General features: G+C 50.7%; 13 protein-coding genes and 1 other RNA gene. 6 read left to right on the forward strand and 8 right to left on the reverse strand.

What is annotated here, in order from left to right; all coding sequences use genetic code 11:
* Nucleotides 1–30: 30 nt before the first annotated feature.
* The 8 genes from FN808_RS05775 to FN808_RS05805 form a co-directional block, all read right to left on the reverse strand.
* Entirely contained in the window at nucleotides 31–1074 is a 1044-nt protein-coding gene (locus FN808_RS05775; protein ID WP_142713610.1) for a TIGR00341 family protein, read from the reverse strand.
* A gap of 72 nt (nucleotides 1075–1146) precedes the next feature.
* Nucleotides 1147–1968, reverse strand: a complete 822-nt coding sequence (locus FN808_RS05780) for an ion transporter (protein ID WP_142713611.1) — start codon at nucleotides 1966–1968, stop codon at nucleotides 1147–1149.
* A 42-nt stretch (nucleotides 1969–2010) separates the two neighbouring features.
* Nucleotides 2011–2247 carry a hypothetical protein gene (locus FN808_RS18860; protein WP_185958271.1) on the reverse strand — a complete coding sequence of 79 codons (237 nt, stop codon included), beginning with the start codon at nucleotides 2245–2247 and terminating at the stop codon, nucleotides 2011–2013.
* 148 nt (nucleotides 2248–2395) lie between these two features.
* Nucleotides 2396–3568 (reverse strand): PD40 domain-containing protein, encoded by a 1173-nt coding sequence (locus tag FN808_RS05785; RefSeq protein ID WP_185958272.1) that lies wholly within the window; start codon nucleotides 3566–3568, stop codon nucleotides 2396–2398.
* 225 nt (nucleotides 3569–3793) lie between these two features.
* Nucleotides 3794–4357 carry a hypothetical protein gene (locus FN808_RS05790; RefSeq protein ID WP_142713613.1) on the reverse strand — a complete coding sequence of 188 codons (564 nt, stop codon included), beginning with the start codon at nucleotides 4355–4357 and terminating at the stop codon, nucleotides 3794–3796.
* An 81-nt stretch (nucleotides 4358–4438) separates the two neighbouring features.
* Nucleotides 4439–5050: a vWA domain-containing protein gene (locus tag FN808_RS05795; RefSeq protein ID WP_142713614.1), complete on the reverse strand. Its 612-nt coding sequence runs from the start codon at nucleotides 5048–5050 to the stop codon at nucleotides 4439–4441.
* A gap of 583 nt (nucleotides 5051–5633) precedes the next feature.
* Nucleotides 5634–6002: a transfer-messenger RNA gene (gene ssrA / locus FN808_RS05800) on the reverse strand.
* 192 nt (nucleotides 6003–6194) lie between these two features.
* Nucleotides 6195–8780, reverse strand: coding sequence for a bifunctional aspartate kinase/diaminopimelate decarboxylase (locus FN808_RS05805; protein WP_142713615.1), 2586 nt, complete (start codon nucleotides 8778–8780; stop codon nucleotides 6195–6197).
* Between the two features lie 205 nt (nucleotides 8781–8985).
* Here FN808_RS05805 and FN808_RS05810 point away from each other — a divergent pair, with 205 nt between their 5' ends.
* The 6 genes from FN808_RS05810 (at nucleotide 8986) to FN808_RS05830 (ending at nucleotide 14316) form a co-directional block, all read left to right on the forward strand.
* Nucleotides 8986–9675, forward strand: a complete 690-nt coding sequence (locus tag FN808_RS05810) for a helix-turn-helix transcriptional regulator (RefSeq protein WP_142713616.1) — start codon at nucleotides 8986–8988, stop codon at nucleotides 9673–9675.
* Nucleotides 9676–10040: 365 nt separating this feature from the next.
* Nucleotides 10041–11231 (forward strand): HlyD family secretion protein, encoded by a 1191-nt coding sequence (locus FN808_RS05815; RefSeq protein ID WP_142713617.1) that lies wholly within the window; start codon nucleotides 10041–10043, stop codon nucleotides 11229–11231.
* A gap of 72 nt (nucleotides 11232–11303) precedes the next feature.
* Nucleotides 11304–13505 carry a peptidase domain-containing ABC transporter gene (locus tag FN808_RS05820; RefSeq protein ID WP_142713761.1) on the forward strand — a complete coding sequence of 734 codons (2202 nt, stop codon included), beginning with the start codon at nucleotides 11304–11306 and terminating at the stop codon, nucleotides 13503–13505.
* Nucleotides 13506–13521: 16 nt separating this feature from the next.
* Nucleotides 13522–13830 carry a hypothetical protein gene (locus FN808_RS05825; protein WP_142713618.1) on the forward strand — a complete coding sequence of 103 codons (309 nt, stop codon included), beginning with the start codon at nucleotides 13522–13524 and terminating at the stop codon, nucleotides 13828–13830.
* Nucleotides 13831–13915: 85 nt separating this feature from the next.
* A complete protein-coding gene (locus tag FN808_RS18865; protein WP_185958273.1) occupies nucleotides 13916–14086 on the forward strand; it encodes a hypothetical protein in 171 nt (56 codons plus the stop codon).
* Between the two features lie 41 nt (nucleotides 14087–14127).
* Nucleotides 14128–14316 carry a hypothetical protein gene (locus FN808_RS05830; RefSeq protein WP_142713619.1) on the forward strand — a complete coding sequence of 63 codons (189 nt, stop codon included), beginning with the start codon at nucleotides 14128–14130 and terminating at the stop codon, nucleotides 14314–14316.
* Nucleotides 14317–14420 lie beyond the last annotated feature (104 nt).

Genomic DNA, 14420 nt, shown 5'->3' on the forward strand with positions numbered 1-14420 from the left:
CGTATCGCCAAGCACGGCATGGGCCTCTTGCTACGGGATCATGGCCTCCACATCAAACTGTCCCCAGTACCAGATGATGGCGGTAAAAATAGCCAGCAGCACCAGCCATACGATCAGGGCGGTACGGGACGCTTTTTTGGCTTTCTTCTCCTCCCACCAGCTGCGGGGACGCACCCCCTGGGCGAGAAAGGTGAGCACCCCCGCCAGGTTGATACAGATCAGGTTGGTAAACGTAAGGATCGCCGCTCCCACCGCCAGCTGCATATAGCCCGCGCCCAGCAGCAGGCCCACCCCCACCAGCGGAGGCAGCAGGGCCACAGCCACCATCACGCCCACGATAGCCGCAGGCACCCCCCGCGTGAACGCCAGCACACCCGCACTTCCCGCAGCCAGGGCAATAATAATGTGTTTGAGGTTCACCATGGTCCGGCTGATCATCTCTTCCGACCCGGGATCAACCGTAAACAACAGTCCCATCAAAAAGGCGGTAACAAATGATACGGACAAGCCCGCGGCATTGGCCTTAAACGACCGCCAGCCCAGCTCCACATCCCCCAGCGTGGCCGCCAGCGACAGGGATACATTGGGGGCCAGCAGCGGGGCGATAACCATGGCCCCTATGATGGTAGCCACATCGTCGAGGATCAGCCCCACCCCGGCCACCAGGGTCGACAGCACCACCATGGCCAGATATACCGGGGTCAGTTCCGACCCCGCCGTCACATCGGTGTACAGCTCCTCCCGGCTCACCCGGGCCGGGCCCTGCGGCTCCTCCTCTTCGGGGGGCTGCTCGCCCGTTTCCGCTTCCTTCTCCTCCTCTTCCGCCTCGGGCAGCGGCAGGGTGGCCTCCACCGCAAACAGTATGATGCGAAACCCTTCCTCCCTGCCGTAGTTATCGCTCAGCATATCCGAGATGCCCTCCGTCTGGTTGGCGTCCAGCAAGATCCGCAGCAGGGCCGAACCGTCCTCCAGGTTATAGGTCCAGGTGCCCACCGTATTCTTATCCTCCAGCTGCTCGTGCGCCTCCCGGGCCGTCTCCCGGGGCACCACCATCTCTATCATTCTTAAATTCATCGCCAATCCGGTCTTGTTATGGGTTCTGCCACAGGGTACAAATAAAATGATTGATGTGAAACCGCCGGGCGGTCAGGGATTCAGCGGTCCCCCGCAGTACTTGCAGTATTCCGCATCGGCGTCGTGCCCCTCCCGCGAGCAGTAGGGACAGACCTCCGTGGTGTGCTTGTGCGGTTTCGTCCGGGTCAATTCGGCCGTCACAATGCCCGTGGGCACCGCAATAATGCCGTAGCCCAGGATCATGATGACCGCCGAGAGCATCTGTCCCAGGTGGGTCTGCGGCGAGATGTCGCCGTACCCCACCGTCGTCAGGGTCACAATGGCCCAGTACATGCCCGTGGGGATACTGGTGAAGCCGTTCTCGGCCCCCTCGATCACATACATGAGGGCGCCCACAATGACGGTGATGGATACCACCGTAAAGATAAACACCGTGATTTTTCGACGCGACGCGGCCAGCGCCCTGCGCAGCTGGTCGACCTCGATCAGGTACTGGGTAAACTTGAGCACCCGGAACACGCGCAGCACCCGCAGCACACGTATCACCAGGAAGTACTGGCTGCCGGGCAGCAGGATGCTGATATAGGTGGGGACAATGGACAGCAGGTCCACCAGGCCGAAAAAGCTGAAGATATAGCCGCTGGCCTTCTGCACCGAATAGATGCGCATGGCGTACTCGATGGTAAAGAGGATGGTAAAGAACCACTCGATGCCGTAAAACCAGTCGCCGTAGGCCGACCGGAACGAGGCGATGCTGTCGAGCATCACCACCACGACGCTGGCGACAATACTGACCAGCAGCACCAGGTCAAAGGTCTTGCCGGCCCTGGTGTCGGCCTCAAAGATGATTTCATGTATCCGGTGCCTCAGCCCCGCCGGTTGCTCGCGCCCCATATCCACCTGTGCTGTTAATACGAATTAAGCCCCAATATACCATTAAAATAGCAAAGGCTGAACCCCCGCCTTCCCGGGATGGGGAAGGATTGCCGGGGAAGCCTGATGTTTTGCTGAGACGATCGCTTGAAACGACCGACCGCATATGAGAACCACAGAGAAGGATGAGAACAAAAAGCCGTGCCCCGCAGCTGCCGCGAACCTCTTATAGACCTTGAAAAGCGTTGCCATCGCCTCACGTTCCCTGCCCGGCCCCTGCTGCCATTCTGAGTTAATCATTGGGTTCTGTATCCCTCACAACCATCCTTTCCCCTTCAGGATGATGTCGAGATAACCGTTCTGGGGCTTCATCTGTTACCGAACTATTGCTGCTCCAAATCTTCCCGGCGGATCAGGGTTATCCGAATGCACCGTCCCCCTCCCCCCTCTACTTCACCGGACTCCAGTGGGGGTCGTCTTCATCGATCGCTGCGGTGTTGGTGAGGTTCATCAAGCTTCCCGATCCGTCAGCATTAATCTTGAAGATATCATTGCTGCCGTTTCTGTCGCTGACGAAAACAATCTCTGCATCATCCGGCGACCAGGTAGGTTTAACATCGAAATCGGAATCCATCGTTATTCTCTTCAGGCCCGTCCCGTCAATATTCATGGTGTAGATATCCCAGTTGTTTTGCACTTCCCTGGCGAAGGCCACCTTCTTGCCGTCATGGGATAAAGCGGCATCGTCATCGGCATAGGTATTGTCCGTCAGCCTGACGAGCCCCGTCCCGTCCACATTCATGGTATAGATTTCCGGATCTTCCCTGAAATCCATCAACAGCAGCCGGTCGCCGCCGGGCAGCCATCCGCACACAACCTGGCTGCCGGGCATGTCGATGCGCCTGAGGTTGGCCCCGTCCTTATCGGCCAGGTAGATGTCGGTGCCGTTTGAGCCCAGCCCCGAAAAAGCGATGCGTTCGCCGTCTGGAGACCAGGCCGGGCCGTAATTTCCCTGGTTAACGATATCCGTCACTGCTGCATCGCCGCTTCCATCCGCATTCATCACATGGATCTGCCGTTCTCCCGAGGAGGAGTTTACATGCGTATAGGCGATCTTCATGCCGTCAGGCGATACGGCGGGATCTATTTTAGCGGCGGCAGAGTAGGTTATTTGCCGGGGATTCGAGCCATTGGTATGCATGCTGTACAATTCATAGTTGCGCTCATAGATGATCGCATCATCGGCCACCGCAGCACATGCGATGGTCCGGGACACCCTTGTCACCCCCTCGGACAGCGAATACTGCCGGGGGTTGTCGCCCTTCACGCTGCAGTTGCTGCTTACTCCCCTGATTTCCACCTCGTGACTTCCCGGCTCAACATCCACGCTTATCGTATCAACAGTATCCGCTTTCAACGTCTTGCCCCCATTTAGAACCACCGTATAACCGTCCTCGTCAACATCGCTTCCAGTCGTCTCTATCGCCAGCTCCAGCGTAGCGGTCCTGTTCTCCGCCGGACCACCGGAACCGGACGGGTTGTCGTCGCCCCCGCAGCTGCTGATGAGGAATGCCAGTGGAATGAAAAGTGCCCAAAAGCCTGTGGTATGCCTGAATATCATAGATCTCCCGTCCATCCTTTATGGTTACCATGGACCTAAACCGATAACGGTCCATTATATGATTATGCCAACGTACTATAAATTTGCAGGGAAGAATATGTATAGTAGGAACGGGAAATTCAAATAGCATCCTGCCTGCGGGGGCGGCCCAGGGACACAGGCATCACACCAGCACTATAGTTTCTTCCCGGCAGTGCCCAAACGGGGCCCAAATAATGGGAAAGCCTAAAGTCTTATTTTAATTTGTTTTCCCAGCTGAGTGAGCTTCCACTGGAGTGCTGAAACAGCATTGGCCGACGATATCTTAACGCCTCTCCAGTTACTTCCGGGATGCTCACCATCAACAAATATGATATGACCCAGCAAATGATCCAGCTCCAGGTCATCCAGGACTACGGAGGCGGGCCCCAGATCAAGGTTTTCAAGCAGGTGATACACCTTTCCACTCGGCGTTGCGGAGGGTGAAGGGTTGTTCAGCCAATGGTCGAAAACGATATCAGGATCCGCGGGGCTGTCCAGCTCTTCCAGCAACAGCCCCATATCCTTCATAAAGAATTCTGGATCTTCTCCCACGTACTTCTCGTTGAATGCCCTCCAGCTCATTTTCGGCGGACTCCCCTTGTTTACCGTTTCAAGGATGAATATGTCTCCGCATTCTATGGCTTCCAAAACCAGATTGACCTTCTCTGGGTAAAACGGGTCCAGAAGCGGTTTCCCCGTAACTTCATAATTGGCTCTAATCTGCTTGGTTATATCCGATGGTATTGAAGGTGCAACAAAGTATGTCATCAGGTGATATTTGGATAGTAAGATAACCCCTGGGGAGGTCATCATTTCTTAATTTGAAGTAACCTAATAGAATCCAAGCATCTATTTTCTTTTCTTCGGCTCATTTTCAGGAAGGTCATTACGATACCTTGCAACGAATTCAGACGATTCATCAAATGCCCTGCGGGTGCCCTGACCAGAAGCCTCAAATTCAAATGTATTCCTCGCTTTAATACCCAGCCCCCCTGCTTCTGAAAATGCATCTTGGTTTGCACCACCGTAAATAAACTCCCACCCATATTTTGATTCCTGGTGCTCAATCATCTCCCTGACCTTGTCCCGGCTATAGTCTGAACTTGCGTTTTCCCGTCCGTCAGTCAGGATAAAGACAATGACATTCTCAGGCTTATCTGATTCAGGCAGCGAATCCAGCCTGTCTCCCACTCGATCAATTGTTCTGCCCACCGCATCCAAGAGCGCCGTCATTCCGGAAGGCCGGTAGGTCTCCTCCGTAAGAGCCTCCATGCCCCTGATATCCCTGCCGTTACAAACCAGCTGGTAACGGTCGTCAAATAATGCAAAGGTTACACTGGCATCCCTGTCATACTTCCTTTGTTCAGCTATAAAAGAATTGAACCCTCCAATAGCATCATCTTTAATGGCTGCCATTGACCCCGATTTATCTATTACTAATACGATTTCGTCCTTTCTCATGATGTATATGTTATGTTTTTATCAGATTTAATTGCGAACCCATTCTATTTGAACGTCTCAGCATTAAAGATACAGGCAAGGGTGACAGATCTTGACAGGGGGGCTTTATTTTTTTTACCACTTCGAGGTACTATCCCATAGACGGGATCCTATAATAACATTCTTCGCCCTCTGTAAACATCCCTGAACGTTGACTGTTGAAGGTGGATCAAATCCTCTGCGTTTAATCATGTAGAGGTCACGATATAGCGAATCCCAACGCATCTCTATCCTCAACCGGGAGGAGCAGGGACTGAAGGTCCGGGATAACTTTCGCGATCATGGCATCACCGGGCGGCTTCTACAACTGAAACAGGATGAATGCAGCGTGTGTGGGCGGACATGCATCCGCAAAAGAGCTGGTATTTCCTGTGGCTACAAGTACGGTCCCAATAATAATCAGCCAATCATCGACACACTGCCTGGACCAGCCGAATTCCCTTCTTTTTGTGTGTTCTGAAAAGTGGGGAATCTTACACCGTCGCGACTGGAAGGAATCCCCCAATAAAAAAAGCCCGGCTTGCGGGAGCCGGGCTCTGTAAAATTGTGGAGGTGCGGGGAATCGAACCCCGGTCCGAAATGGCATATCGTTCAAGCATCTACATGCTTAGTTACCGAATTAGGTTTCGCCTGCAGCAACGCTCAGTAACACACAACTGCAGACTATTCCGTATAGAGTTTACACGGCCCCTGACGGAAGGCAAGAAGCCGTGCTATCCTGTCATAATCGACGCTCCCAACGGCCCTGACAGGCAAGTGACCGTGAGAACGGCTAAGCTGCGTTACGCAGCCAAGCTATAAGAATAGTTGTTGTCAACTACATTTAATGCATGATGTTTTTTACGAGTGTCATCGCTCAAACTCGGCATGCAGCCTGCGATTCTACTCATCCCGTCGAATCCGCTACACCCCCAAAATGTGAAAGAACGTGTCCAGGAAGCCTCCTTCCTGAATCTGTTGTAATATAACAAATGATTAACGGGATACCATTCCCGATTATTGCGGGCCCCGGGCCCCTCCAACGCTGCTGCGAGGGCCCAGGAGCCGAATGGCGGCAACGGCGATAGCTGCCTGCACAAAACTGTGCGAGGAGCACCGCGGCTGCCTATATCACGATCTCGCCGGCCGGGGGACGCAGGTTGTAGTTCGAGCTCATCACCTGCCCGTAGGCCCCGGTATTGGCCACCAGGACCACATCCCCCTCCCCGGCATGCGGGAACAGGCGGTCGATGCCCAGCTTGTCGCCCGACTCGCAGATGGGCCCCACGATATTCACGGACTGGCTGTTGGGCTCATCCAGCCGCGAGAGGTTGACGATGGTATGCCGCGCCCCGTAGAGGGCCGGGCGGATAAAGGAGTTCATGCCCGTATCCACGCCCACGTACTTGACCTGCCCCTTCCCTTTCAGCTGGGTGACGCGCGTCAGCAGCACGCCGGCCACCGCCACCAGGAACCGGCCCGGCTCCACCCAGAGCTCGTAGCCGGGGTGGGCCTCCCGGAACTGCTCGAGCGAGGACGCCACCTCCTGTACATCCAGGTGGGCCTCCGTCTCGTTCTCCCGGATGCCGAAGCCGCCGCCCAGGTCCAGGATGTCCACCCCGCCCAGCTCCTCGGCCACTTCGTGCAGGATGATGGCCGTTCGTTTCCAGGAGTAGGGATCCTTGATGCCGCTGCCGATGTGGGCGTGCAGCCCCCTGACGGTGATGTTCAGCTCTTCGACCCGCTCCGCCACCTCTTCGATCTCAAAGCGGGGGATGCCAAACTTGGAGTGCATGCCCCCGGTCTTGACGTGCTTGTGGTGGCCGTGGCCGTGGCCCGGGTCGATGCGCAGGAAGAGCTCCTCGTCCTCGAAAAGCGCCGGCCACTCCCGCAGCGGGTAGATATTATCCAGCGTCAGATTGACGCCCAGCTCAAGGGCCTCTCCGTATTCGGTGCGGGGGGCAAAATTCGGGGTGAAGAGGATCTCCCCGCGGTCGATGTCGGGGAACAGCTCCAGCACCCGGCGCACCTCGCCGATGGAAACGCATTCAAAGCCGAAGCCCAGCTCGCGGAAGGTGCGCAGCACCTCCGGGTTCGCATTGGCCTTCATGGCATACAGTCGGTAATCCACCGGGTCGATGCTCTCGATCATCGCGGCATACTTCTTCAGCGTGTCGGTGTCGTACACATAGCTGGTGCCCGAGCGTTCCACCAGGTCGAGCAGCTGCTCCTGCTTTTCCTTCCACCAGGGCTGCTGATCACGGACATCCTTCTCCTGCTCGCCCATCAGCTCGGGCCAGGTCAGCCCGAACGACTGCTGGTTGCCCGACTGGGTGATGATATGGTCGTGCAGCTGGCGGACCAGCCGCTCGGCCTGCTCGTTCTCCACCACGAAGGTGAAGTTGAGGTCGTTGGCGGCCTGGTTGACCAGGTACACCTTCTGCTCCTCGAAGACCTCGAAGGCCCCGCCCAGCTGGTGCAGGATGGTGCGTATGCGCCGCCCCAGCAGGCTCACCGCAGAAACCGACTCGATCACCTTCACCCTGCAGAGCCCGGACAACTCTTCCACGAAGAGCTTGCGGACGTCATGGAAGTGCGAATTCAGTCCCGGGTCCAGCGATACCGTCACGTTCGACTCGGAGGTCGAGATCAGGTCGATAGACAGCCCGTACTGCCGGAACACCTCGAAGACCTCCGCCAGGAAACCCACCTGCTGCCACATCCCCAGCGACTCCATGCTGATCAGCACCACATCCTTGCGCACCGCTATCGTCTTGACGAGGGCCGCATCGTCGGACGACTCGTCCGAGATGACCGTCCCCGACAGCTCCGGGCGCTGGGTACAGCGCACGTGGATGGGAATATGGTGCTTGCGTGCCGGCAGGATGCTGCGCGGGTGCAGGACCTCCGCCCCGTTGGTGGCGATCTCCTGGGCTTCCTTGTAGCTCAGGTGGTTGAGCAGGCGCGCCGACGGCACCGTCTGCGGGTTGGCCGAGAAGAGGCCCGGCACGTCGGTCCAGATCTCCAGCCGATCCGCGCCGATCTTGGCCGCGAAGTAGGCGGCGGACACATCCGATCCCCCGCGTCCCAGCACCACGGTCTTGCCGTTCTCGTCACTGCCGATAAAGCCCTGGGTGACCACCAGGTCGCCCGCCGCGTCAAGCCGCTCGCGCACCGAGGCGTCCTCGTCGGTGGCACTGACCGCGGCCAGGATCAGCGACCGTTCGCTCACATCCTTCAGGGTTTCCGTGCGGATGCAGTCGCGGGCGTCGATCCAGGCGCCCGTACCCAGCTCGCGGCGCACATAGGCGGCGCCCAGTTTGGTCGCCATCAGCTCGCCCATGGCCAGCAGCCGGGCCTGAACCCGGTAGCTCGCCTCCCCGATCAGCTCCATGCCCTTCACCATATGTTCGAGCTCGCTGAAATCATCCGCCAGCAGCTCATCCACCGGCACCTCCAGGGCCTCCCCCAGCTCGTAATGGCGGTTCTTGACCTCCTGCACCAGCTCGCCCGTCTCGTTCTCCGGCGCCCGTTCAATGAGCTCCTCCAGCTTGTCGGAGATGCCGCTCAGGGCCGAGTGCACCATGCAGACCCGGTAGCCCTCCGCGCGGCGCTGTTTGATAACCGACACAATATTTTTCCAGTTCTCCAGGCTGGACACGCTGGTCCCCCCGAATTTCAGTACAATCCAATGTGCTTCTTCGTTCGACATCCTGACAATTTATCCTGTTTGTTGGCTTTAGATGGCCGTTCCTTGGTTAGCGCAGAATATAATACATCTGATACCCTTTTTTGAAAAAAAAGAAAACTTTTCTTAAGTAGCATTGAGATCGGCGGAAACCCCGTCATAACAGCAGGGCCCGCCGCCCCCGGTAGGGACGGGGATACAGAACCAACGGGATGGAGGGAACGGCCCCATGAAGATCATACTGCTGCATACCAGCCTGCTGGAAGGCAGGGCGTTATCGGTTGTTCTACAAACCAGAGGATATCACGTCAGTTTAAGCCCATACCAGGGACCCCTCCCCTTTTCCCATTCCCTTTCTGCAGATTCTTTATTTATCATCGATACTTCATTATTACCCCAGCTGCAGGAATCCCAGGTAGATTGGCTATGCAAATCGAACCGCTGTATTGTACTGCTGGGAAACTTAGCGCAGCTATTTTGGTTTTTTAAATTCGAGGGCCCGAAAAGGGGCTATGTCTGTAAAAACGACCCAATCCGGCACCTTTATTCAGGAATTAAAAAACTGAGTGATGAATCGCTTTTCCTCAGCCAAATGGCGCTGGATCTGCTGCACAAAGAGAGGCTGATGAGGCAGCAGTCATTATTCGGGCAAACCCTCGCTCAGTACCTTACCAAAACGGAGCTTCAAATTATGCATGAGGTGGCAGTAGGAAAGATAACAAAACAGATTGCGGTTGATCGAAATCGGAGCTATCATACCATCAATAATCACCGCAAGAACATTATCGAAAAACTACGCCTCAACGGGAAGCTTCGACTTGCGCAGTTCTGTTATCAGCAGAAAAATGCCATTCACACCCTGGTATCCCTTCAGAAAAACAGGGAAACTATTGATAAACTCACCAAAAATGACCAGTAATAGCTATTTACTTTAATCTCATTTCATCATTGGTTGAAGACAGTTCATTATAAACCTGCTTCTGGGGGAAAAACTCTTTACGAAACAGGAGGTCAATATGCTTTGAACTGAGATTTGGCTTCATAAAGCTTTTCAAATGACATTCATCAAGTCAGGGGGATTGAGGGAAATCCTACATCAAAAAAACGATTGGGACGGCACTAACTAGTATCCTTCAAATGCAGCCATAGAAGCAAGTCCAGATCACATACATCTGCTTGCTATTCACATAGCATTTAAATGAATTTCGTTACTCCAAAAAAAAGCCTCAGGAGTATCTATGTGAATTTAATTTTGTTTCGCTTAATATTTTCGGGGGTACGTCTATGGAAATATTTCCATCAGAAATTATTGATAATTCAGCAGAAGAAAATTTTCGCAAACACACTGTTGAAACTGAAGTCATATACTCCACAACCATCCTGTTGATTTTGGCTGCAATTGCCGCATTGCCATTTCTGTTTGTTGAAGTAAGCGTTCATAGCGGGGGCATCATTACCTCTGTCACCGAGCGGAATCAACTTACTTCTCCTGTTACCGGCAAAGTAAAGCATCTGTACATCCATGAAAATCAATCTGTAGCAAGAGGTGAACAGGTTGCAGAAATAGCGTCTCCCATACTTCAGGAAAAATTAAAGTATAATATCAGCCGTCGGGAAAAAGTTAAGAGCTATCTTCAAGATCTCTCCATACTAATAAATATTGATTCCTCCTCCACCCTGCAATCAATTGCCTTGGCCACACCTAAATACCAGCACTCACTACTGCAGTTTCAGCATCGGGTCCAAAGTACCACTCATAAAATTCAAAAGGTGAGCCAAAGCTATCAGCGAGAACAAAAACTATATGAGCTTGAAATGCTCAGTCCGGCCCAATATGAAAGAGCAAAATTTAAGCTTCAAGCATCCCATAATAAGCTCCAGCTCCATTTCAAACAGCAGCTGAACAAGTGGCAGTCTGAAGAAATTATGTATCAGGATGAACTGGAGCAGCTTCAGACAAAAAATGAACAACTAAAAAAAGAACAGCAACAATATATCATAAGAGCCCCGGTAACCGGCACAGTTCAGAATATCAAGGGTTTATATGAAGGGAGCTTCGTATCACAGAACCAGAAACTAGCTGAAATTTCACCAGATACCCGACTTATTGCTGAGTGTTATGTATCACCAAAAAGTATCGGATTAATCAAAGAAGGAATGAAAGCCCGTTTCAAGATTTCAGCTTTTGATTACAACCATTGGGGTACCATTACTGGCAAGGTTGAAGAAATATCCAACGATATCAGCATAATCAATAACCAACCTGTTTTTATTGTACGCAGTGTATTAGACCAGACATATCTTGAACTTAAAAACGGTCATCGGGGAAATCTCAGAAAGGGAATGACCATACAGGCACGATTTTACATTACCCATCGAAGCCTTTTTCAACTCCTCTATGACAACGTTGACGACTGGCTGAATCCCAACTGGGACAGCCCGAAACGGGAGGACAACAGGTCTTTTAATAAATAAATCTGACCCTATTGTTGAATCCTGTATTTATTGAGAACACAAAAAATGTGAATATCAAAATAGTCTTCAATGATGTGGTTCAAAGAACAGAAGATAGGGATTAAACAACATGATATCACAGACTGCGGGGCAGCTTGTCTCGCATCCGTAGCCGCCTATTATGAACTTAAGATGCCAATTGCACGCATCCGTCAATATGCCTCAACCGATAAAAAAGGAACGAATGTTCTGGGGATGATAGAAGCTGCTGAACAATTGGGCTTTACAGCCAAAGGAGTCAAGGGCGACTTTGAGAGCCTGTTCAAAATCCCAACTCCTGCTGTTGCTCATATTCTGCTGAAAGAGGTTCTGTATCACTATGTAGTCCTTTATGAGGCCAATGACCAACATATTGTGGTCATGGATCCACGCGACGGGAAGCTCCATAATATTCCACACGAGGAGTTTAAGAAACAATGGACAGGGGTCCTGGTACTCCTCATGCCGGATGGTAATTTCCAGAAAGGCAATGAGAAAATATCTATTACCAGCCGCCTGTGGTATCTTTTGAAACCTCACAGAAAAGTTCTACTACAAGCTCTTTTCGGGGCAGCCGTATTCACAATTATTGGCCTTTCCACAGCTATATTTGTCCAGCTCATCGTTGACCATGTACTACCAGAGCAAAATGAAAATTTGTTAAACCTGCTTGGTATCGGGATGTGTATTCTGCTGGTACTGCAAATTTTCATAGGCACTACCAAAACCATATTTACCCTCAAAACAGGTCAGCTTATCGATGCCCGGCTCATCCTGGGATACTACAAGCATCTGTTGAAATTACCCCAGCAATTTTTTGATACCATGCGTGTGGGAGAAATTATATCACGGATCAACGACGCCGTAAAAATCCGAACGTTCATCAATGATGTTTCAATCAATCTGGCTGTTAATCTATTTGTCGTTCTTTTTTCATTTGGTCTGATGTTCACCTATTTCTGGAAATTGGGTTTGGTTATGCTGGCTATTATCCCCATGTACATGATCGTCTATGCCATCACCAACACAATCAACAGAAAGACGCAACGCAACGTGATGGAAGATGCAGCGGATCTGGAATCACAATTGGTGGAATCCCTTAATTCCGTATCAACGATTAAGCAGTTTGGACTTGAAGAATTCGCTAACCTCAAAACAGAAAACCGTTTTGTCCGGCTCCTCAAATCCATCTACCGATCAGGGCTGAATTCCGTATTTGCCAGCAACGCCTCAGCCTTTATATCAAAGGTTTTCACCATTATTCTGCTCTGGCTGGGTGCTTATTATGTGATGGTAAATGTAATAACTACCGGAGAGCTGATGTCTTTCTATTCGGTAATAGGTTACTTTACTGGACCAGCAGAAAAGCTTATAGGTATGAATAAGACCATCCAGGATGCCATTATTGCCGGTGACCGACTTTTCGAAATTATGGACCTGGAAAAAGAACAAGAAGGGAAACAGGTGGAACTGCAAGACCACATGATTGGCGATATTGTCTTTAAGAATGTCAAATTTCGTTATGGTTCAAGGGTAACCGTTTTTGATAATCTAAGCATCACCATCCCCAAAGGCAGGGTCACAGCTTTTGTAGGAGAAAGCGGTTCCGGCAAAACTACCATCATTAATATTCTGCAAAAACTCTACCCACTGGATGACGGCAAGGTACTGATTGGCAATATGAACCTGGACTACATGACCAATGCCAGTCTTCGCAAACAAATCTCGGTTGTGCCCCAGACAGTTGATCTCTTTGCTGGAAATGTGATTGAAAATATTGCTGTGGGTGTCTTTGAACCAGATATGCAGCACATCATTAATATATGTCAAGACCTTGGCATTCTGGACTTCATAGAAGATTTACCTCACGGCTTTGAGACCTACTTGGGAGAAAACGGAGCTACGCTGTCAGGCGGACAAAAACAACGAATAGCCATTGCCCGTGCGCTCTATACCGATCCTGAAATCCTCATACTGGATGAAGCCACTTCTTCACTCGATTCCTCATCCGAACAGCACGTGCAACGTGCCCTGCAAGTGCTTAAGAAAAAAGATAAAACAATCATACTTATAGCACATCGCCTGAGTACTGTCTTTCATGCCGATAAAATATGCGTATTGAGTGAAGGCCAAATTGCAGAAGAAGGCACTCATCAGGAATTGATGGCTAATGAAGAAGAGTACTACCAACTATGGCAAAAACAGTTCCCCATTCTCAACGGAACATCCTTAGCCGAACTCAAATCATCCCAATAATTAAAAAGAGAACGCTATGGCTTTACATACCTATTTAAACCGGATACGACGACTGGATGCAATGATACAAAGAAAAAGTACAGGCCCACCAGAACAGCTGGCCCGGAAACTGGGAATATCAGAGCGATGGTTATATAAATTTTTACGTGAACTAAAGGAAGAGTTTGACTGTCCCATCACATATGATCACTACCGAAAAAGCTACGTCTATGAAGAAAGGGGGAAGTTTATCGTAGGCTTTGAAAGTATTTCCAACAGACAACAAAAAGAAATTAGTGGTGGAACTTTAAGAAAATCTGAACGACCGTATTTATTTGTTCAGTAGCAGGTCCTTATTTAGAAGTAGAAATCATTATTGAAATGGTTTCATCATAAAAATTATGATAACTAAATATATAAGGCTATTTGATATGGATAATTTAGATAGAATGGGGTTAATCGAGATTAAATCAGAAACTCAAATAAAAACTTATGGTGGAAGAATATTCTGGGGGCTTCTTGGAGCAGCTATTTATGATTGTATTGCCAACCACGAAACTTTCACCAAAAGCTTTAAGGAAGGCTATAAAGATCATAGTTGAAAGAATAATACTTTATCAATAATTCTAAACACGTTTTTGTTATGGGCTATAAAAACCTTATGAAAACATGCAATATAGAGAACTTAACTGAAACTGAAATCAGAAAAATTAATGGAGGAAAGAAAGATGGAACGCTTGCTGATGAAATAGGATACTTCCTCGGTAGTATATGGGGATCTATCGTAACTTCACATCGAGCAAGAGCTCGTGGCCAGCTACTAGCTCATTAATTTGATTGATGGTTAATTAGCTATTCCATTTTAATTTTTTGATGACGACAAGGTTTCTTGTCGTCATCATTTTTTAATCGCTAATATCTATAATTGATCCCTTA

The organism is Fodinibius sediminis (genome assembly GCF_900182555.1).
Classification (GTDB): domain Bacteria; phylum Bacteroidota; class Rhodothermia; order Balneolales; family Balneolaceae; genus Fodinibius; species Fodinibius sediminis.